The 20,528-nt window shown below is 39.0% G+C and carries 21 protein-coding genes; 17 read left to right on the plus strand and 4 right to left on the minus strand.

Features of this window, described 5'->3' with window-relative positions:
- Positions 1 to 13 precede the first annotated feature (13 nt).
- From L654_RS1000000127395 to L654_RS0117165, 16 genes are all read left to right on the plus strand, one after another.
- On the plus strand, positions 14 to 1,282 hold the full coding sequence (locus L654_RS1000000127395; RefSeq protein WP_024608581.1) for a toprim domain-containing protein: 1,269 nt from the start codon (positions 14 to 16) through the stop codon (positions 1,280 to 1,282).
- A 128-nt stretch (positions 1,283 to 1,410) separates the two neighbouring features.
- The gene (locus tag L654_RS0117085; RefSeq protein WP_024608582.1) at positions 1,411 to 1,662 is read left to right on the plus strand and encodes a hypothetical protein; all 252 of its coding nucleotides are present in this window, start codon (positions 1,411 to 1,413) and stop codon (positions 1,660 to 1,662) included.
- Positions 1,663 to 1,738: 76 nt separating this feature from the next.
- The gene (locus tag L654_RS0117090; RefSeq protein WP_024608583.1) at positions 1,739 to 2,089 is read left to right on the plus strand and encodes a hypothetical protein; all 351 of its coding nucleotides are present in this window, start codon (positions 1,739 to 1,741) and stop codon (positions 2,087 to 2,089) included.
- 305 nt (positions 2,090 to 2,394) lie between these two features.
- The gene (locus L654_RS0117100; protein WP_024608585.1) at positions 2,395 to 2,589 is read left to right on the plus strand and encodes a hypothetical protein; all 195 of its coding nucleotides are present in this window, start codon (positions 2,395 to 2,397) and stop codon (positions 2,587 to 2,589) included.
- A gap of 52 nt (positions 2,590 to 2,641) precedes the next feature.
- Positions 2,642 to 2,872: a hypothetical protein gene (locus L654_RS0117105; protein WP_024608586.1), complete on the plus strand. Its 231-nt coding sequence runs from the start codon at positions 2,642 to 2,644 to the stop codon at positions 2,870 to 2,872.
- A gap of 379 nt (positions 2,873 to 3,251) precedes the next feature.
- Positions 3,252 to 3,974 carry a hypothetical protein gene (locus tag L654_RS0117115; protein WP_024608587.1) on the plus strand — a complete coding sequence of 241 codons (723 nt, stop codon included), beginning with the start codon at positions 3,252 to 3,254 and terminating at the stop codon, positions 3,972 to 3,974.
- A gap of 313 nt (positions 3,975 to 4,287) precedes the next feature.
- Complete coding sequence (locus tag L654_RS0117120) at positions 4,288 to 5,283, plus strand: tyrosine-type recombinase/integrase (protein WP_010555477.1); 996 nt, start codon at positions 4,288 to 4,290, stop codon at positions 5,281 to 5,283.
- Positions 5,284 to 5,292: 9 nt separating this feature from the next.
- Positions 5,293 to 5,784, plus strand: a complete 492-nt coding sequence (locus L654_RS0117125) for a hypothetical protein (protein WP_024608588.1) — start codon at positions 5,293 to 5,295, stop codon at positions 5,782 to 5,784.
- Between the two features lie 743 nt (positions 5,785 to 6,527).
- On the plus strand, positions 6,528 to 6,686 hold the full coding sequence (locus L654_RS1000000128010) for a hypothetical protein (protein WP_158000952.1): 159 nt from the start codon (positions 6,528 to 6,530) through the stop codon (positions 6,684 to 6,686).
- A 27-nt stretch (positions 6,687 to 6,713) separates the two neighbouring features.
- Positions 6,714 to 7,022, plus strand: coding sequence for a helix-turn-helix transcriptional regulator (locus tag L654_RS0117135; protein ID WP_024606124.1), 309 nt, complete (start codon positions 6,714 to 6,716; stop codon positions 7,020 to 7,022).
- Complete coding sequence (locus L654_RS0117140; RefSeq protein ID WP_024606123.1) at positions 7,000 to 7,974, plus strand: reverse transcriptase family protein; 975 nt, start codon at positions 7,000 to 7,002, stop codon at positions 7,972 to 7,974. Before L654_RS0117135 ends, L654_RS0117140 begins: the two co-directional genes overlap by 23 nt.
- 534 nt (positions 7,975 to 8,508) lie before the next feature.
- Entirely contained in the window at positions 8,509 to 9,321 is an 813-nt protein-coding gene (locus L654_RS0117145) for a hypothetical protein (protein WP_024606122.1), read from the plus strand.
- Positions 9,322 to 9,808: 487 nt separating this feature from the next.
- Positions 9,809 to 10,327, plus strand: a complete 519-nt coding sequence (locus tag L654_RS0117150; RefSeq protein WP_024606121.1) for a hypothetical protein — start codon at positions 9,809 to 9,811, stop codon at positions 10,325 to 10,327.
- 1 nt (position 10,328) lies between these two features.
- The gene (locus L654_RS0117155; RefSeq protein WP_024606120.1) at positions 10,329 to 11,216 is read left to right on the plus strand and encodes a Kiwa anti-phage protein KwaB-like domain-containing protein; all 888 of its coding nucleotides are present in this window, start codon (positions 10,329 to 10,331) and stop codon (positions 11,214 to 11,216) included.
- Between the two features lie 431 nt (positions 11,217 to 11,647).
- On the plus strand, positions 11,648 to 11,959 hold the full coding sequence (locus L654_RS0117160; RefSeq protein ID WP_024606117.1) for a hypothetical protein: 312 nt from the start codon (positions 11,648 to 11,650) through the stop codon (positions 11,957 to 11,959).
- 132 nt (positions 11,960 to 12,091) lie between these two features.
- Positions 12,092 to 12,433 carry a hypothetical protein gene (locus L654_RS0117165; protein ID WP_024606116.1) on the plus strand — a complete coding sequence of 114 codons (342 nt, stop codon included), beginning with the start codon at positions 12,092 to 12,094 and terminating at the stop codon, positions 12,431 to 12,433.
- 86 nt (positions 12,434 to 12,519) lie between these two features.
- Here the strand turns inward: L654_RS0117165 and L654_RS0117170 are convergent, their stop codons facing one another.
- From L654_RS0117170 to L654_RS1000000127585, 3 genes are read right to left on the minus strand one after another with little or no spacing between them, the layout of a single operon-like run.
- Entirely contained in the window at positions 12,520 to 13,326 is an 807-nt protein-coding gene (locus tag L654_RS0117170) for a group II intron maturase-specific domain-containing protein (RefSeq protein WP_024608589.1), read from the minus strand.
- Positions 13,326 to 13,631 carry a cytochrome b/b6 domain-containing protein gene (locus L654_RS0117175; RefSeq protein WP_024608590.1) on the minus strand — a complete coding sequence of 102 codons (306 nt, stop codon included), beginning with the start codon at positions 13,629 to 13,631 and terminating at the stop codon, positions 13,326 to 13,328. Before L654_RS0117175 ends, L654_RS0117170 begins: the two co-directional genes overlap by 1 nt.
- A gap of 60 nt (positions 13,632 to 13,691) precedes the next feature.
- Positions 13,692 to 14,792 (minus strand): Tn3 family transposase, encoded by a 1,101-nt coding sequence (locus tag L654_RS1000000127585; RefSeq protein ID WP_080671239.1) that lies wholly within the window; start codon positions 14,790 to 14,792, stop codon positions 13,692 to 13,694.
- Between the two features lie 1,763 nt (positions 14,793 to 16,555).
- On the opposite strand from L654_RS1000000127585, the gene L654_RS0117185 reads away from it, so the two are divergent.
- Positions 16,556 to 17,326: a DUF4158 domain-containing protein gene (locus L654_RS0117185; protein WP_225305772.1), complete on the plus strand. Its 771-nt coding sequence runs from the start codon at positions 16,556 to 16,558 to the stop codon at positions 17,324 to 17,326.
- 78 nt (positions 17,327 to 17,404) lie between these two features.
- Here L654_RS0117185 and L654_RS0117190 read toward each other — a convergent pair whose 3' ends face one another.
- The gene (locus tag L654_RS0117190; protein ID WP_008126957.1) at positions 17,405 to 20,389 is read right to left on the minus strand and encodes a Tn3-like element ISKox2 family transposase; all 2,985 of its coding nucleotides are present in this window, start codon (positions 20,387 to 20,389) and stop codon (positions 17,405 to 17,407) included.
- Positions 20,390 to 20,528 lie beyond the last annotated feature (139 nt).

A 20,528-nucleotide genomic window follows, 5' to 3' on the forward strand; every position in this document is an offset into this window, starting at 1 on the left:
AAAGGTGAGAACAATGTCTTATTATAAAGCAGATAAAGTACGCTTTGCCGCTAATGGCAATTGGATCTTCATTGTTTCAGCTCTTGCTCCACACGCAACTGATGCACTGAAAAAGTTAGGTCGCCATGTAAGCTGCCCGGTTCACGGTGGTAAAGATGGCTTCCGATTATTTAAAAGTGATTTCTTAGAAACAGGCGGAGGTGTATGTAATACATGCGGCCCTCGTCACGATGGTTTTGAGCTGTTGATGTGGCTGAATAACTGGAGTTTTAAAGAAACACTTGAAGCTATTGGTAACTTCCTCTCAATAGAGCCGGAGTTATCATGGCAAGAAAAAAAGCAACAGCATGAGGTAACTAATCAAAGCACCAAAACAGCTGCGACTAGCAAGCCTGGGACGGCACCTAAGCCATCCACAAATGCTGAGGTCAAGCCAAGTAATGTCAGCACATTTAAAAGTGTAAAGACAGAAGCCTGGCTAACTAAGTTGCAGGAGGATATGGAGTTAAATGCTGAACGCCAAAAGGCGTATAGCGCAAAGCTCGAAGGTAAAATTGCAAAGATATGGAGTGAAGAGTGCCTTCCCATTTCAAGCCAAATGGTTGAACCAATGCGTGCTTATTTCCAGAACCGCGAATTAATATTTCGGTGGGCGGAGGTAGAAAAAAGTGATTGCCTCCGGTTTCATCCGGCGCTTTCTTATTATGACGAAGATGGTAATGAGGTTGGAAAATTCCCCTCTATTGTATGTGCTATCCGCGACAAAAAAGGAAAGTTAATCACTTTACATCGTATTTATTTAACCGCAACCGGCATGAAAGCGAATGTCCCATCACCCAAAAAAATGATGCCTATACCAGAAAACTTTTCTGTAACAGGTGCATCAATTCGGTTGGGTCATCCAAGTGAAGGCATTCTTGGTGTTGCAGAAGGTGTTGAAACTGCTTTAGCAGCATATCGCGCTTCTAATATACCTGTATGGGCAACAGTTAACGCAACCTTACTAGAGACATTTGAAGCTCCAGAGGGTGTGCATACTGTTTTGATTTGGGCAGATAAAGATAGATCGTTAACAGGCCAAAAGTCTGCAGCGACTCTAAAAGCTCGTTTAGAAAAAAATGGTATTCAGGTGTTTATCCTTATACCTAAACAACCCATAACTGCTCAAGAAAAAGGTGTGGATTGGAATGATGTGTTGATGAGTCAAGGGAAGCATGCTTTCCCTGGGGCATCATATCTTAGAGATTTTATCTCAAGAAGAACCGCTGGTGGCAATGTTTGAATTATATCAAATTTTGCACAGTGACCATAAAAGCCCTCTTAATTTCCTAAATTAAAGAGGGCTTTATTAACAATAATGAGCATTGCCTGTGGGCCTTGTCCATTAACTCTATAAAAGGAAATAAAACTATGAAAAATCAATGTACTACGCATGAAAACAGTATCAATTCTTGTGATTTATATTTGGTTGCTGGTCGAGTGTGCGATTGCGAAAATGAATTTAAACTCGTAAGCGCAACATCTGCAGAAGAAGCAGAAGATATTTTTGAAAAATACGTAAGGGGTGAAGCTGGTATCAAAGGTAATGATTTTTATATAGAACACTGCCAGAAAATATCGGAAATGAATCTTAATGTTCTAACAATTAATACACTAGCTTAGCAAGCTATTAAAAAATCCGTTGGGAAACTACTTGCCCAACGGGCACTTAGTTTTCCTATAAAATGAGGAAATACTTATGCTTATTGAAGATATTAAAGCACCAATGACAGCTGAAATGCTTTCTGAAATCGTAGAAAGCCAAATTTGTTGTTTTGGTGACGCTCCGCTGATAACGCGACCAAAATTTGATTTTATTAACGGGGTTGAAATCTTAATAGAAAATTCAATACTGCTTTGCTGTATGTCTGATGAAGAAATGTCTGAAGATAATCTTACATTGATGCATCTAGCTAAATATATAAAAGCTTTTGATGAGAGATCGATTCTCTATTACATATCACTAAAACCTAAAGTTTTTAGTGTTGGTTTTTATGCTGATGATAGGTTTATCGAAGTTGTTAACTCAAGTGAGCTAGCTTTTCGATGAAATATCATTCTGTGTTTAAATTTGGATTGGAATTTATTGATGAACTTAAGGCAAAAGCAAGATCTAGCGCTAAGTAAAAAAATGAAATCTTTCTTAGAGGAATGCAATTCAAAACTTTTATTTGCACTAGAAAATAGAGATTTATCTGATAATTACAAGCGTGAAATAACAACGCTAGTAAATCGGAATAAACAACAAATAAAATACCTAAGTGAAGATATAAAATCTGCAACTTAGAAACATCACACCCAAAGGGGCTGTCGAAGCCCTTATGGGCGGCAGCTCTTATTAATTTAGGAGTTAAAATGGATAAGTATAATTTTATTGAGTTAATACAAAATAAAACCATATTAGTTCGCGAGAGAACGCATCACTCATTAAAAAAGAGACTAAAAGAGCTTGGGGTAACTCAGCTTCTTGAAAGTCCGAAAGTGCGCGTGAAATCCTATGTAACTAATATACGAAAGCCGATTGGATCTATTTTTAATGGAACTTTATAAACCCATAAGGGCAAGCGCCCTGTGGGGCTTCCCTTTATAATTAGGAGGCATTATGAAAACCAATAAATATTCAGCCCATGATCAAGCTATCGAAAAACTAAGAACGGCAATAAACAACGAGCATAAAAGTGAAATAACATTTTTGCAAATTAGCTCATTCTTAGGAAAGGATGTATCTATAAAAAATATAGAAACACTCACTTATGAAGTGGAGATCTATTCATTTGAAGCTATACAGCCTGAAGATATAATTGAACACAATAGTAGTATTTTGAATTTTTAGGTATTACTAACATAAAAAGCACCTTCGGGTGCTTTTTTTCATTCGGAGTTATATGTTTAATTAACGTAATTACATAGGGCGAAATCAATGTTAAGCAATTTTTACTGTTTGGGTTACAAACAAATCAAAATCCCCCGCGTTTTAAGGCGTTTTTTTGCAAAGACGCGGATGCATCGGGCTTGGTTATCTGGGAGTGTTGGTGTTTATTACGAAGATGGAAAAAGAAAAGGCGTATGCGACAGATCTTGGTACATCAATGGTAGACGATAGCCAAGTACGATGGGTTGCATTAATTTAAAGTATGATACTCTGACGTTACATTCATAGGGTACTTTGGCGGGCACCGCTAAAATAACCCATAATCAAGAGGTGAATAATTATGATGACTTTAACAACAGTTTCTGAGCGAATTGCGAGTACTAAAGCCCGAATATTTTGGCGCGTCGGCACAAAGAACAAGGGGATTATCGACCTCAACTTACGCTCAAGCAGTGAAGACCCAGCTCTAGTTGGAGAGCTAATAGCAATTCAGTATCTCCTGTTTGATATGAAGGTTTTTGATAGGGCCCCAGGCGGAGGCAGTGGATACAAGCTGGTAGCATCCAAAGGTGCAATTAAAAAATTAGCACTTGGTAAGTCAAGTAAAAAGTTTGCAGTTAAATACGCAAGCTTTTTACTCAATAGAATGAAAGGGGTAACCATTGAGGTATCACAAAAGCTTGAGTTTATGGCTAATCCTGATGAGGCTTTACCTATAGTTATAGAAGAAGGTAAAGATGTTCGCACTCAAGAGTACGCTGAAATAATCACCCCTACTATGGGAGCTCTAAAAGTTACCCAACATGCTGTTGAACAATATGAAGAGCGTATATCTTCTGGATGCCCCAAAAAGCCTTGGGCTTCTTTAACGAAAAGGTTAATGCATCCAGATCTTCGGATCTTGCCTTTAGATACAAAAATCTTGGCCCATAAAGAAAGAAAGTATGGGCGCTCGGATAATATAGAAGCATGGTCGCACCCTACTTCAACTTTTACATATCTAGTTGTTATTGATGATAAAGGTAACCGAGTTTTAGTAACTGTGTTTGAGCGACACGAATAACCTTAAAACTAGTGCTTCATAACAAAAACAAACTTCGAGAAACTTTACTGTCTGTACTTAAAGCTTATTAGGCTTTTTAACTGTGATTTCTCTACTTATTAAAATGACCCTTTTAGAAAGTAGAGCCTGTGATATAATAAATATCGAGTCAACACCATCAGAATTTAAAATTAGAAGCTGTAATTTAGGTGTGATACTGGGCAAAATAAACACAGATAATATGTCCGTACTTCATTATGTAGGGTTGTTCTAAACACACAAACTTAAACTAAGTATGGAGCAAAAGCACAAAGTTACTTTGAGGCATCAAAAAATGCACGAACAAAACAATGATGAAAATACCGAAGTCACATTTCTCCCTGCAGAGCGTACTTTTGAAGTATTAAGTGCGGAGGCTGCTGGCACTGGTGTAAATGGTATTGAAAAAAATCCTGCTGTTTCATACTTAATGGGCTTAAGGGCTGAAAGTAGCCGGCTAGCCATGAGGTCGTTTTTAAACAACATAGCTAAAATGATGGGCTATCATGATTTAAGAACCTGTCCTTGGGGTATGCTTGAGCGGCACCATGTACAGGCAGTTTTGACCATGCTCACTGATGCGGGAAAAGCACCGGCCACTATAAATAATTACTTGGCGGCAATAAAAGGTGTAGCCGTAGAGGCATGGACACTTAAGCTTATTAGCACCGATACTTACCAACATATCAAGTTAGTTAAGTCGGTTAGAGGGTCAAGAATACCTAAAGGTAGAGCCCTGGCCCCTGCTGAAGTTAAGAAATTATTTTTCACATGTGAAAGTGATAAGTCTGCTATTGGGGTTAGAGATAACGCTATTTTATCTGTTTTAGTCGGGTGCGGATTACGAAGAGCTGAAGTTGTATCCCTTGATTTTTCTCATTATAACCGGCATAACCGCTCGCTAAAAGTGCTAGGTAAAGGTAATAAAGAGCGCATGGCCTACTTGCCAGATGGCGCATTTCAAAGGCTTGAAAGCTGGATTGAGGAAGTGCGAAGTGATATTCCAGGGCCACTATTTAGTCGTGTTCGTAGATACGATGATGTTACCTCAGAGCGCATGACTAGCCAGGCAATTTACCATATTTTAAACAGTAGATCTGTCGAGGCCGGTATAGAAAAGTGTGCCCCGCATGACCTAAGAAGGACATTCGCTTCGTCAATGCTAGAGAACGGCGAAGATCTAATTACAGTTAAAGATGCAATGGGCCATGCAAGCTTAGCAACAACGCAAAAATATGACTTTAGGGGTGATGAACGCCTAAGAGCAGCGAGTAAACGCTTAGATATTTAGGGGGGAAGAATGTCACAACAGAACAATTTTGGTGAAGCACTTACATTTTATGCAGATAGGCACCCAGAACCATTAAAGCGCACAGCTATGAACGTTCAGTACACATCTAGTCGGCTTGGCTTGCAGACGTTAAGTATTGAAATGACTACTATTAACTCCCCTGGTGAATCACCAGACTGGGCAAGTAAAACGATAATTCAGTTGACTAAAAGCGAGTTAACCGGGTTGTGCGGCGTGTTATTTGGCTTGAAAAGCGAAGTAAAAGCTTCATTTCATGGCGATAATAAAAACAAAGGGGTTGTAGTGTATAACAATGGGGCGCAGGGGGCTGCTGTCACTATTTCAGTCGCTGGCCGACACTTGCACCACTTCTTGTCACCCGATGATAGACTTGAATTAGGTGTTTTTACTTTACGCAGATTGTCGGACGCGTGGAAAGTTACGCCTTCGGATACCTTAGCAATATTACGTCAAAATGAGTTGATAAGAAGAATACAGTGAATCAGTCTTAACTTAATCTGTCAGGTTTGATTTTTAGGTTTTGATCAAATCTGACAGACGCATATGTGACAAAAGCAGTCATTCCGGTATAACTCGTTTCTGCCCCTTTTCGAGTTAGCAAATTGCATATTTTGCAAATTGGTTTTGCTCCTTTTCGAGTTAGCAAATTGCATATTTTACAAATTGGTTTTGCCCCATAACGAGTTTAGTCGAGCGTCGCAAATGAGCGCGAAGCGGATCTTAAATATGTTTTAATTACCCGTCTGCTTACGAGGTTAAGCGGTTTAATTAGCTGGCGCGATAAATTTTTATTAGTAGAATATATCTATTATTAAGCTGCACTTTCTTCTATAGAAGGTGGTGTTAGCGTGTTTTAAGCACTTTAGGCTTTGAGGTTCTCAAAGTTCAACTAATACACTTGAAAAAGTTCGCTAATAGAGAACTTTTATTGACAGAAAGGTTTTAATACAATAAATTACCCTTGCGAATTAGTAGAGAGGAACTCGCCAAATAATTGGATGTTTTCGGATATCCGTGGAAAGCTTTGCTTTCTATCATTTTCCTGCGCACTTCCTGCTACCCTTGGGCTTCCTTGGCTAGTATCGTGATAAGACCGTAGGGGACACACCGTGGGCGAAACCACGGTGTGAAAATTAGGGGTTAACTGTTGGACACTCTCATATCTCTGAGATAGGCGAAGCCAAGCCGCATTCGGTGGTTTGGAATTTCAGAGGAGTGCTTAAATGCCAGAAAAAAATACTATTCGTGCCCAACAGACACAGCAAGAGAAAAAACCTAAAAAGACTAAAGCTTTAGTTTGGAAACTTATTAAAGGTGCAGTAAAAGTCTTAGGCTTGATTTATCGAGTTTGGAGATTCTTTGAAGGGGATGACGCTAGCTAGTGTTCCCCTTAATTTTTTGAGGTCATTATGATAAATAGAGCATTAAAAGTTATTAGACAGTTTCACGAAATGAAACAAGTGGAGCTAGCAGATAAATTAGCAATTTCAAAATCCTATCTGTCTGAAATAGAATCAGGCAAGAAACCAGCTAGTCTAGAGTTATTAAATAAATATTCTGAAGTATTTGATATTCCGGTATCTTCTTTAATATTTTTCTCAGAGAACATTGGAAGAGAAGGATTGTCTTCTAGTAAATTTAAGAAGGCAGTAGCTTCTAAAATAGTTAACGTCATGGAATGGTTTATTGAGAAAAATGTCGAAAAAATTAAAGCTTAAAGTTGATCATAGTCGCAGAAAACACAAATTATTCGAATCTTCTCTATATAAGTTAAAAACCAAGCGAAAGTTAGCAGATTTATTACGGGTAACTATCCCAGAATTAAAAATAGCTACTGCTGATACTGGCAATTATGTTGTGTTTGAGCAGGAAGGTAAGTCGGGAAAAGCAAGAACAATTCAGCACCCTAAAGACAGTCAAAAAACTATTCATTGCAGAATAGCTAGTCTTTTGTGTCGTATTGAGCTTCCAGAGTACCTTCATTCAGGGAGAAAAAAGCATTCGCATATAACCAATGCTAAAGCTCACACCGGTAATAAAAAAGTACTTACCACAGATATAAAATCGTTTTTTCCTTCGACTACTAGAAAGATGGTTTTTAACTTTTTTTACAACACTTTAAAGTGCTCGCCAGATGTTGCGGATTTATTAGCATCTATTTGTACTTACAACGGCCACATTCCAACAGGTAGTCAGCTAAGTATGCCATTGGCTTTCTGGGCAAACATTCGAATGTTTGAACAGCTAAATAATTTGGCAAATAAGCATGATGTGAAGATGACGGTTTATGTGGACGACCTGACTTTTTCGGGAGATGCTATCAATAGACACTTTTTGTCAGTAATAAAGAAAATTATTGTTTCTAACGGTCATATTTCTCACCCAGATAAAACGAAGTTATTTGAAAAATCAGATGTAAAGGTAATAACAGGTGTTGTGATTAAGAGCAATGACCTGCGTATAACCAATAAACAGCATAAATTGATTTACGAGTCGTTAGAGCAATGGAAAGGATGCAGAGATGAACCATTAATATCTTCTTTGGTAGAGCCTAAATTACTCGGTAGGCTTCATGCCCACAGTAATATTGAACCAAAGTTAAAGGATAAGGTAAATAGTATACTCAACTACAAACCTGTTAAACAACCATCTTCCTTTTCTACTGATTGATCCTACATATTAGGTCGAACAAAGTGAATCCCAACAACTTTATAAAATATGCCAAAACGTTTGGTGAGCCTTTGGCACAACCTACAAAAACGAAAATTTGAGCAGGTTAAATGTCTGTTTATCTCCAAACAGCCGACATTTAAAATTTATGAGTCAGTATCCGCTTCGAGCACAGGGTCCCTGGTCGGCTCTAACTCATTTTTGTCCATTGGCAAGTTATCTGCTGACTCGTCATTGCCCCAAAACAAGTTAGGGTAAATCCTCTAATGGCTGCTTTTAGCGAAGCAGGCATTCAAAATGTTAATGAATGAATAATCAATTCTCGTAATGTAATTTTAGCAATTCTCGAAAAAGTAAATTCTCGGTTACAGGAGAATCTAAACAATTGTAATTCCTTTAGGCTATGTGTAAGTTATTAATAATTAAATTAATAAAAATCGTATTTTGATAATTCTGGAAATTGACACATTGAGTGTTAACGGGAATTCTCGGTAATACGCTGTTATGCCACTACCGAACTGAAAAGGTAAGTTGATGTCCCGATTACCATCTAGGTTATTCAGAAAGAATCGAGTAGCGAAGGCTGTCGATGAAGTTATCTTATCTGCATATAAGAAAGATCTTAGATATAATTTCATTAAAAAAGATGTTCCATTACTTGCAACAAAGAAAAAACCAGCAGCTTTTAAAGAAATTTCTAAAGTACTATACGTAAACGACATTACACCACCTGTTTCTAAACAAGGGCATGATGCAAAGACAGTGTTAGGAGCTACTGGTGAAGCTTTAACAGAGTTATTATTTGTAGAAAAACCAGATCTTGATTCAAATAATCGTGGTTTTGATTTAAAAATTGATGCTAGTTTAGTAGAAGTAAAAAGTACTGTTGAAGATAAAGTATCACTAAGTAATGTTCAGTATGAAAAATCTGATTATTTGATAATTCACATTTTTCATAAATATAATGATTCATATTTATCTTCATACCTTGTACCAATGAGAATTCTGCGAGAAATAAAAGGTGATAAAAATGGAAGAGTTTCTGTAAATATCTACAAAGAAAAATGGGTTGAAAAGTTCAAAATAACACCAATAAGAATTATTCAATATTTCAAAATTAGAAAACGATATATTACCGGAAAAACACGAACTCTAGTTCATGTGGCTAATCAAGATGTCTTAGATAAAAAAATAATACACGCATCAGTTCATGTACAAGCTATTTTTGAAATGTATAGTAGCTTTAATGCCTGGAAATGGGAGTTAAACTTTGTATATTATGAATATTTTTATCATCAAACATTGGATTGGGTGTATACATATGATTACTTTAATACTAATAGATAGTGGCATAAATAACGCTTTAAACGTACAAAAACAGTTGGTTAGGTTCCGCTTCGTTCCACAAAATAACCAACAATTTTTGTCCGCTTAAGCGGGCGTTAACCCATAGAAATTTTATGCAAAATTCGTCGAAAACAGCCGACGACCTAAAACGTTTTTGTCCAGAGGCAAGTTATAAATGTAACTCGCCTTTGCCCCATTGCGAGTTAACGACAAAGCTCTATGGGAGGCTTTGAGTGAAGCTGACGTTCATCCTTATTTATATTTCCATAATCCTTAAATTTCTTCCACAGTCAGGAAAACGAGCCAATAGGTCATGTTCGTCGTGACCACATTTAGAGCAATATGCTGGTAATTACTTCCTAACTTTGCTATCAATAGCCATAGGACAAACGAGACAGATTACGGTAGAAAAACTACCTAATCGCTCGATATTAAATTGTTAGCATGCAAATCGAGTTCAATCATAACTTAGAGCAAAGGAAATAATGTGTTAAGCACACTTGCCAAAATTTTACTTACTAGCACAGCAATAGCTCCTGTAGGCTTTACTTATGCGTGGGTAGCTTGGTTTAATGACGAAAAAACATTTGCTAGCTTGGCTATTGCTGCTTCATTATTCCTAGTACTGGTTTGCATCTGGATGCTTCGCTATGCCAAAAAGAACCTAGAGCGGTTCAATTTTTCTGTAGCGACTGTTGAAGCTGCTGATCGCGAAAATATGGGCTTTCTTCTTTTATATTTACTACCGCTTTTTACCGCAAGTTTCACGGCATTAAACTGGACAGTCTGGGTTCCAACATTATTAATATTTGCCGTGATAACCAGTACTGGGTATAGCTATCACTTCAACCCTCTTCTAGGCATCATGAAATGGCACTTTTATAAAGTAGGTACACCAGAGGGTGTAACTTACGTACTCATAACAAAAAAAGAACTTAGGCATGCTAGCCAACCCTTAACAGTGGCTCAGCTAACAGAATATATAGTTATCGATGTAGAGGAATAAAATGACAGCACAGCAGAATTTTTTTGCGTTTATTAAGGACGATAGCGGCAGCTGTCAAGTTAAACGAATTAGGGTAAATAATCCACTTCAGTCAGAGCTAATTCAAATATTTGAAGATCAGCGAGTCTCCTTTGAGCAAGGAGTAGATACTGAAGTGGATTTTAATGGTGACTGGAAGCCAGACGCGAATGAAGTCCTCACTATTGATGATATTAGTGAATCAACGTTAATGGCGAATGCAATCAATGCAAATGCATCATCTTTTACGGACGTGAATATTTCCAACTTCTCAAATGAGCCGATAAAGGCAATATTTACAGGCATTACTACAAATGGTCAAACTAAAGTGTTTGTTCAAAAGTTTTCATCAAGACAGGCTCTTTCGCTAAATCAGCTCCCTATAATAAAGATGCAAACTGGCAATACGTTTATAAAAACTACTGATGATATCTTTACGATTGATAATAAGTTAGTAGCAATTATTGAAGGCAATAAAACAAAGTTCAAAAGTTTCCACAATGCTCGAATGGTTTTCGATCTGTCAGAGTTTTATCGAGAGGCAACAGACGAAGACTTAACTCAGATGTCGCAACATACTTCATTGGAAATTACTGATCTTGCAATTTTTATCTCAGAAGCTGATACGCAAGTAAGAAAGATGGCGCACTCCATTAAGAGTTCGGGGGTGTTAGATAACTATACTGTTATCCAAATATCCACTGCTGCGGCCAATTTTCCTGACATTCCAGTCGTTGTAAATAATGGCAAAATAGCATTGCCAAGTGGCAAAAAAGAACTCAAAGAAGTACTGCACTTTTTATTAGAAGATATATATAAAGGGCCGTTGTCTGGTAGCGATTACTTAACTAACTCTAAACGTGTTCGGTAGCATGCTAACAAGTCACTGCACTTGGAAATTTTACTCGCTTCGCCCCAAAATTCCGGTTAGTGAAGCGTTACCGAATAAATACTCAAAGTTGTTTTTGTCCATAGACGGGTTATGTATATAAATCGCCTTTGCCCCAAGACGTGTTAAAGTAATTACTCTATAGGTCGGCTTTGAGCGAGAAGCGGTCATTGAGATTGGCTAAATATAGTAGTTAATTGATTGGTCAAACTGCTTTTTGCGCATATATTCATGTAAATGAGCTGCACGCGCATATTGATCTATTTAACTTAACTCAATATTTTAGAAAACTTAGTGATAGTAATACCTTAGGTTATTTGTTAAAACTATATAGTAGACAAATGAGCGTTTAGTCGGCAGAAATATGCGCGATGAGCGCACTATTAAATTGTTAAATTGCAACGGAGTGACAAGTGCCTGATTTGAAATATGTGCAGCTTGAAAGTGATATTCAATCAGCTTTGAAGCTCTGTGGTTGGGTAAAATTTCTTAAAATCGTCTTGGCTTTATTGGTTGTACTATCGTATTTCTTTTTTCCTGACTGGTTGGGGGAGTTAATAGTTATTTCTGTCGTAATTTCCCTAGTTTTGCCGCTTGGCTTTTTTGATGTCTTTATTCAAAAGTTATTGGAATACAACACTCAAAAAACAGAAGAGCGTCAAATTTTAAATTCCAAAGAAGCAAATGAGCATTTCGACAATCTGTACAAAAAGGTTGGGAAGTAATGCAATTTAACAAGCCGCGTCATTCGGGGCCTACGGCCCCTGCGACGCTCACAAGTTCGCGCGCATGCGCGGGGCGTTAGTGCACATGCACCGAACCAGTAGTATCAATCTCAACTAATAAAAGGAAGTATCATGATGAAAACAACTTTAACCCTAATTATGCTTGCAGGTATATCTGTTTCTAGTTTCGCGGGTACAGGGCAATTAACGGGCAAGCAGACCAGTGGCTTAAATAAAATATGTTACTACAACGGAGCATCAGGTTCGTTTAGTAAAACTGTTAGTAACGTAAGTTTATGCCCTCTTTCAGCAGAAGATGGCAAAGGTTTTGGTGGTGCTTCTAGTAATACTGGTTTTTTGTCAGGCCAAACCACAAGTGGCCTGAATAAAACGTGCTATTACAAAAGCCCAAGAGGCACTTTCACAAAAACAGTTGGTTCTGCGACATTATGCCCTCAAAGCGCAAAACAATAAAATTTTAATGTGCACTAATCGGGTAGCCGGAGGTCTCTAACCTCCAGCCCCCACACCACCCATCATGCGGGTCCGCAATGGGCGGTTCATCTCCCGTAATGAATATTGATCCAAATATCTTTCAATGACACTAAACCTTGTGATGCTAAATAGTCATTACCTAGCGCAATGTTAATTCCTTTTGTTTTTGAGCTTCTACAAGGGCCTTTACTGGTGATACCACAGGCTATGGCGAGTCGCTCGCTAACACCCAATTTCATTAAACTGCGTACTTTGGTGCGAGGTTTACGCCATTGCCGCCAGTAGCACATTCTTATCCTACGTCGGATCCAGTGATCTAAATCCACCGTTAGCTGATAAGCGTTGGCTATTAGGTAGTAGTTCCCCCAGCCGCGCAAATACTGTGTGAGTTTATGAATTTGTAGGGTCATTGAGATCCCCCAGTTGCGGTTAGTGAGTTCTCTTACATTTGCTTTGAATTTCTTTAGCGCCTGTTCGTGGATCTGCACTTGAGCGTAACGGAAGGTAAACCCGAGAAATTTCGAGCCTGATACGGGACCGACTCGACTTTTCGATTCATTCACTTTGAGTTTTAATCGCTGAGTGATGAACGCAGTAATTTCCCGCTGGATTATGAGTCCTTCGCTTTTCGTTTTTACTAAAATGATTATATCATCAGCGTAACGTGCAAACTTAAGGTGTTTGTAGGTTAGCTTCTTATCTAATTCATCGAGTAAGATGTTGGAAAGCAAAGGGGATAATGGCCCACCTTGAGGGACTCCTTTGGTTGACTCAAACCACAGACCCGTTTCGCGCTCTGCGATCCCCGCTCGGAGGTATTTGCAATCAAGTCGCGAAATAACGAGAATTTTTGGTTTTGGAGATTGCCTCATCACACCATACGTTTAAGCGTATCGTCTCTTTTCACGAAGTGATGAATCAGTGCCATACCAATATGACCAACAATCAAAACGGTCAAAATCCATGCGATTGGCGAATGGAGCTGTCCCAGGGCTTGGGCCCAGGCAATTTCCTCGCCTTCAGCAAAAAGCTCGATACCGAAAGCCGTAATCCCGTGGCCACCACCCAGCATGACCATTACCCCGGTTATCGGCATCAGCAACAGGCCAAGATACAACGCCCCATGACCGGCCTTGACCAGCAGAGCCTGCGCCGGATCTTGGGGTTCTGGGGACATCCCCGCCTAATGTAACACTTATCGCTACAACCCACAGCTAACATGACATTCACAGGCCTCTTAATTTTCATTCTGTACTATTGATTGCATAATTTCATCTAAATCAAGTAAGTTTTGTTCAAAGCTAAAGCTGTAAGTTCCGTTCAAGTTTATATTATGCCATGCCACTGGTGAAACTTGCTTAATGATTTCCAATTTTTGATCGTCACCCTCTGCCTTAAAGTGCTCTAGTAATCGGCTCAAGATCAGCGAATTAAAATAGATAATGGCGTTCGTTAAAAGCCTTGCACATTCGTTCCATAAGACGATTTCATCGTCTGACTTTCCTTGAAAACGATTTCCATTTACATGAGCAATAGCGCGACGTAATTGATGATAGGCTTCCCCGCGATTCAAAGCTCGTTGGACATAAGTTCTTAGGCTGGCGTCATCAATATAGTCTAATAAATACATGGCCTTGAGCATTCGGTTGTACTCAGTTAACGCTTTCAGTAAAGGGTGGTTTTGACTGTAGCCAGAAAGCTTTCTCACAAGCATTGCCTGCGTTATCGTCTTTTGCTGTAACGATATTATGATCCGTTGAATACTATCCCACTCATCGACAATTAACGTGGTATTGATAGGCTTTTTCAACGAGAGTGTCGCCTTGTTTTCTTCCCCCTCTCTCACATCAAAAAGATCTGATATTACTGTTCCAAACTGGGCATAACGGGGTGCAAATGTGTACCCAAACAAGTCCAGCAAGGCAAAGTTCACATGATTAACACCATGTGTATCGGTGGATAATATGTCCGGCTTAATTTCAGAGGTATTGTTATGAAGCAGGTCTAAAATAAAGTGTGATTCATGTTCGTTGGCACCGATAATTTGTGCATTCAAGGCTACATGGTTGGCTATCAGGTTCATCGATGTCAGCCCTTTGTTGGTACCAAAATATTTGGATGAATAACGGGTTTTAAACGTCTCTAACCGTGATTCAAATTTCTGCCCATCGGCGCTGGCATGGATGAGTCCTTCTTGAATATTGTAATGTTTGAAGATGGATAATTTCGCAGTCGCATCGTTAATTGCATCATTACCGAGGTTTAGCGTTTCAGGTCGCAGATAATTTGCTTGTACTGTGCGAAGATGATCATATGAGCGATCGGAGATACTGGCCATGCCATGCAAGCCGNATTGCCAATAATGGCTGCCAGCAAATCATTTAAATGGCCGGTCTGTCCAGACTGTAATTGACGGACGTGTTCGAAGTACTGTAAAAACCCTGTTTCCTGATGAACGAAGCGCAGTACATCGGTAATATTAATTGGTTTCATGCGCGCAAAAAAGGGATTGTTTAAAGCCGATTTCGTGCCTGAATACGGCAATCTCCACTGCGTTTTGCCCGAGCGATTGCGCAGTATTACATTTCGATTGTCACCATCATCAATACGCTGACAAACCCGTTGCAACTTTTCGCTCATCTTCTGCTCCATCGACCTAACAAACTTGGAAGGCTCTGTATTCATGCTGTCTAGCATAGAATCTTTAAGGAGTTTGTTTTTCTGTGCCCATGAGAAATCGCAAACGAGATCATCGTGTAATGCTCGGAATTTGATGGCTGTGGGTATAAATAGTTGGCCATCAAGTTTATTCTGAGCTAACAAATACAGCATGATCTCGTAACGCTCCAGAAGTATGTTGTTATCCTCATCAATCACATACAAGTGTTGGTTGACCTTAATTAGCCGCCGATCTGTAGACGCTAACTTACCAGCCTCTAAGAACTCATTTTTCATGCTATTTAGCTGTTCAGCTAACACCTTGGTATTGTCGGCTCCCTCAAACGTCAGGCATAAAAAGAGGGGGCGTATTAGGTGCTCGACCAACTCTCGTTGTTTATCATAAAACTCCCATATGTAATCATTTTTTGTGCGCTTTTGCTTTTTCAGATACAAACACAATGATTCTATTTCCCGCTCTCCAAGTAACCCTTGTACCTGTTGTTTTATTTCTCGAAATGACACTTGGTCATCAATGGTATCGTCAATAAAAAAGTATAATAATTCGCCAGCTTTGCTGATATTGGCTACCGCACCTTCCCAGTCTGCATAGGCCATCTCCTTAGCATACAATTTGGCTTTTTCACGTAATTTTCGAGCATGATAAATAAATCCATCAGCTAGGCGCTCAATATTAATTTGTGCACGCTGCTGAAGGTAACAGAGTAAATAAAGCTGCTGCGTGACACGGTCGAAGCGTTTAAGCTTAGTGATAGAGTAGTAATCAACCATCGCTGCATAATGCAGATGGTTTTGTTGTGATAGTGATAAAGCATATACCACTTGATCCACCTGAGTCATCCAAGGCTGGATCAGCTTATTAACGTTCAGCTCCTTTTCCAATTCAGACGCATTAAAGTTTTTCGCAGCCTGCTTCAGTTCTGTTACCGTTAGTGTGCTTTCTCCATCGACTAAAGATGCCAACGTAGTGGCCAAATCAGCAGGTATCGCTATTTTTAATGCGTTGGATATACGATTACGCTCCTGTTTTATTTCCTGACTGATAATTCGCTGAAGTACAGTATATTTGGGGATAGCAATATAATTTCGCGCTAGGAATTCAGTGCAAGCATCAAATAAAAACCGAGGCTCAATCCAAGATTTAGTAAGCTGCTGCAAATAGGGGTTTTGTGCCCATCCCCTCGAAAATAACCTTGGCCTGAATTAGCCGATCTCCTCGAAATCGGCAGTAAATTTAAAAAGCACAATTATCAAGTGGTAAATTTTCTTAGAGAAAGCTTACCGCTTGATAATTAAATACGGTATTTTGGTATCATTTCGTTCTGCACTGGTAAACTTTGTTCCCATTTATTAAGGTATGCGTATAAAAAACAACAAGAAAGGTTTACCACTATTTCTTCATCAAAAACCAAGCGTATACAGATTCTTAGTGAATCTGAAATTAATGAACTCTACGCATTACCTAACTTTAGTCGCCAAGAACGTGATGATTACTTTTCTTTAGATAATGAAACCCAAAAATTGGTTAATGAGCTAAGGCGCACAGAAACCAGAGTTTATTTTATATTGCTGCTTGGCTATTTTCGCTCTCGTCCAATAGTGTTTAATTTCTCATTTGATCTGGTTAGTAATGACCTTGATTATGTTCACACTAAATACTTCAGTGATAAAAGTATGTCACATGAAGACTTATCGCCCACAACCAAAACAAAGCTAATCAATAAACTACTGAAATATACAGGTTTTACAGCATATCAAAGTAAATTAGATAAAGAGCCGTTACTTAAAAGGCTTAATGATGTAGTAAAAATTAATCTTGAGCCTAGGTACGTTTTTGATGAATGTATTGCCTACTTTGGTCAAAATAGAATAGCGTTAGCTGGTTATACAACGTTGCAAGATACTATTTCAACAGTATTATCAAATGAACGAAACCGTATCGAGGTTGTGCTCAATGAAAATTTAACTCATTCTACAAAAGCAACATTGCTTAAACTACTGGAATCAAATAATACTTTTACAGACTTAGCCAAATTAAAAAAGATGGCAAAAGATTTTTCAACTAGTCAAATAACACAGGAGCTGAAGACACATAAAATTATACGTTCTCTTTACCCTGAAATAAAAGTACTTATTGCTGAACTTGAACTATCCCCAAAGAACTTAGAATACAATGCCTCTATGGGGTTCTAGGGATTTTCCCCTCTAAAGTAACATAAATCGCCACAACCCTCGCAGTTAATGGCTTGTGGAGCTGGGTTACCTTTCATTTTAGACTTCATTTTCAACAATAGGCCTAGTTATTTCCTGTAAATCAGGTAGTTTGCGGTTACTAGCGAACTGATAAGTGCCGCTCAGATTAATGTTCTGCCATGCAACGGGTGATACTTGTCGAGTTATTGCTGCTTTTTCCTCGTCACCAACTTCTTCAAAGTGCAGTAATAGATGACTTAGGATCATCGAGTTAAAGTAGATAATAGCATTTGCCGTCAAACGGGCACACTCGTTCCAGACGACTATTTCTGATTCGTTTTTTCCACGGAACTGGTCACGATTGACCGATGCAATAGCTCGCCTGAGGAAATGCCAGGCTTCGCCTCGGTTCAGTGCTCGTTGAACATATTGGCGCAGACTTGCATCATCAATATAATCAAGTAAATATTGGGCTTTGATGAGCCTATTATATTCCGTTAATGCTTGTAATATAGGGTGTCTAGATGGATAACCAGATAATTTGCGTACTAGCAATGCCTGTGTTGTGCGTTTTTCTTGAAGGGATAACACAATACGCTGAATATCCTGCCAGCCTTCTTCAATCACATTCATTTTTATCGGCTTTTTCAGCGCCAGATGCGTGTTTCCGTCGTCGCTTTCAGTTACGTTAAATAGGTCATTGATCACACTGGTGAACTGAGCATACCTAGGCGCAAAACTATAACCGCATAAATCCAATAAGGCATAATTAACATGATTAACACCATGGGTGTCGGTTGAGAGGACATCTGGCTTAAGATCACTAGTATTAGATTGTAGTAAGTCGTAAATATAATGGGACTCATGCTCATTAGATCCTATGATACGGGCATTTAACGCACTATGATTGGCAACTAACGTCATGGCCGTAATACCTTTGTTGGTGCCGAAGTATTTCGAGGAGTAGCGAGTTTTAAAAGTCTCAAGGTGAGTTTCAAATTTTTGCCCATCGGTACTGGCGTGCAGGACGTCTTCTTGGATGTGATAGTGGCGGAAAATAGGGAGTGCCGCTACTGCGTTATTGATGATATCACTAGCCTCTTGCAAGGTTTCAGGCCTAATATAATTAGCTTGTATAGTGCTTAGATGCTCATAACTGCGATCAGATATTTGTGCCATCCCATATACGCCGCGATGTGTCGCATTCGCAATTAGAATAGCCAATAAATCATCCTGATTGGCGCCTACTTGTTTTTGTATTGGCAGCACGTGTGCGAAGCATTGCATAAAGTTGGTTTCTTGTTCAACATAACGCAACACATCAGCAATACTGACGGGGATCATTTGTTTAAAGAAAGGGTTGTTGACAAGTGATTGGGAGCCTTTAACTGGCAGTCGCCATCGTGTGCCACTTCGGCTCTTCATGATCACATTGCGGTTATCACCATTATCAATGTGACGAGCAACATCTTCTAGGGATGTTGTTAAGCGTATTTGTTTTACTTGCAGTAGCTTCTGAATCGGCTGCTTTAGCTTTTCCAATGTTGATGATGCCAATAGATCAGGCTGTATTGACGATGCAATTAAGTCGTCTTCTAGCGCACGATATTTAGTGACGTTTGATAAGTAAATTCGACCATTAAGCCGAGAAGCCAGTTGACGGTAAAGCAACCATTCGTATCGCTGTGGATGAACAACATCCTTGTTAATTAACCATGGACGATGTTTTTGTTGGATAAGTGTACTATCCATTGTTTGCAATGTATTACCTGCTAATAGTTCTGTTTTTGTGGTTTTGAGCTGGGTCACTAATGCTTCTGAGCCTTTACCTGCTTGGCATTCAAGACATAGAAACACGGGCCTTAATAACTGCTCAATTAACCCGTTTTGATCATCATAATATTGCCATTGATATTCTTCTACCGTGCGTTTTTGCTTTTTTAAGTACAGGCATAGCGTTTCTATATCTTGGTTATTCATTACACTTAATGCTTGTTGCCTAACCGTTGCAAATGGTTGATTATCGTCGATACTGTCATCAACAAACAGATGCAGTAATTCTGCGGCTTTGGTGACATTGTCTGCAGCTGACCTCCATGAGTCAAACACTGCCTGTTGGGCAAACGCATGCGCAGCTTCTTGTTGTTTACGGATATGATGAATAAACCCATCAGCCAATCGCTCTAGGCTTTGCCGTATGCGTTGAGTCAGAAAACACAGCAACCATAGGTGTTGCTGTGGACGCTTAAAGCGTTTTAGTTTACTGCCATAATAATCCACCATTTCACCGAAGTGTTGTTGGTTTTTAGACGATAAGGCTAAGCCCTTAACAGCATTATCAATCTGTCTTGTATAAGGCTGTAACTGATGATACACCGTCAGTTCTTTTTTTAGCTCTGTCACCATAACGCTTTTTGCACCGGCTCGAAGCTGGCTTAAGGAGAGCCCATCTTTGTCATCGATAATAGTATTTAGAAATCCGTGTAGTTCAGATGAAACATGAATACGAAGCTTATTATTTAACGCCTTCTTGACCTGTTGGATAACACGACTGATAAGCTTTTGTAAGACAGTATATTTAGGGATGGCAATTCTATGCGTTGCTAGATATTCAGCGGCTGCATCGAATAGATAACGAGGCTCAAGCCAAGCTTTGCCGACCATAACAAGATGTTCGTACAGCGGCGCAAAGTGCAGACTTTCGTCCCATTTCTGATAGTTTAATAACCTCAGTATTCTTTGATATATACGGTCACGCTGCATCTTATTAATGCTGAAAGGCCTGATCCCTTTGCCTCCTTGAACTTGCGTTGAAATAAACTGCATATCGTCAAAGATGAGGTTAAAGCTAGGTGAAAGAATCACAGGCTTAGACTTAAAATACCCTAATAACGCAATGAAATAGCATCGGTGGTTCCTTAGGCGAATACTTTTCAACTCTGTTAACTCGATCTCGTTTGGCGTAAAATACAATCGTTGTTGTTCAAGTGATAATAGCGGCGGAGAATATAGATCAAGCTGCTCAGCTTTGGTAAGAATTGATAGTTCGTTTTTTATAGCCATAGGAATTAAATTAAGTTTAAGGGGTTGTTAACCTCATAATTTGCCATACTTTGGAGAAGTAACCCACCTTTGTATGCCTTTAAATATGGTGAGTATGGCGATTTATGTTACTTTAGAGGGGAAAATCCCTAGAACCCCA

Origin of the sequence: Pseudoalteromonas sp. TAB23 (assembly GCF_000498075.1) — a bacterium.
Lineage (GTDB): Bacteria > Pseudomonadota > Gammaproteobacteria > Enterobacterales > Alteromonadaceae > Pseudoalteromonas > Pseudoalteromonas arctica.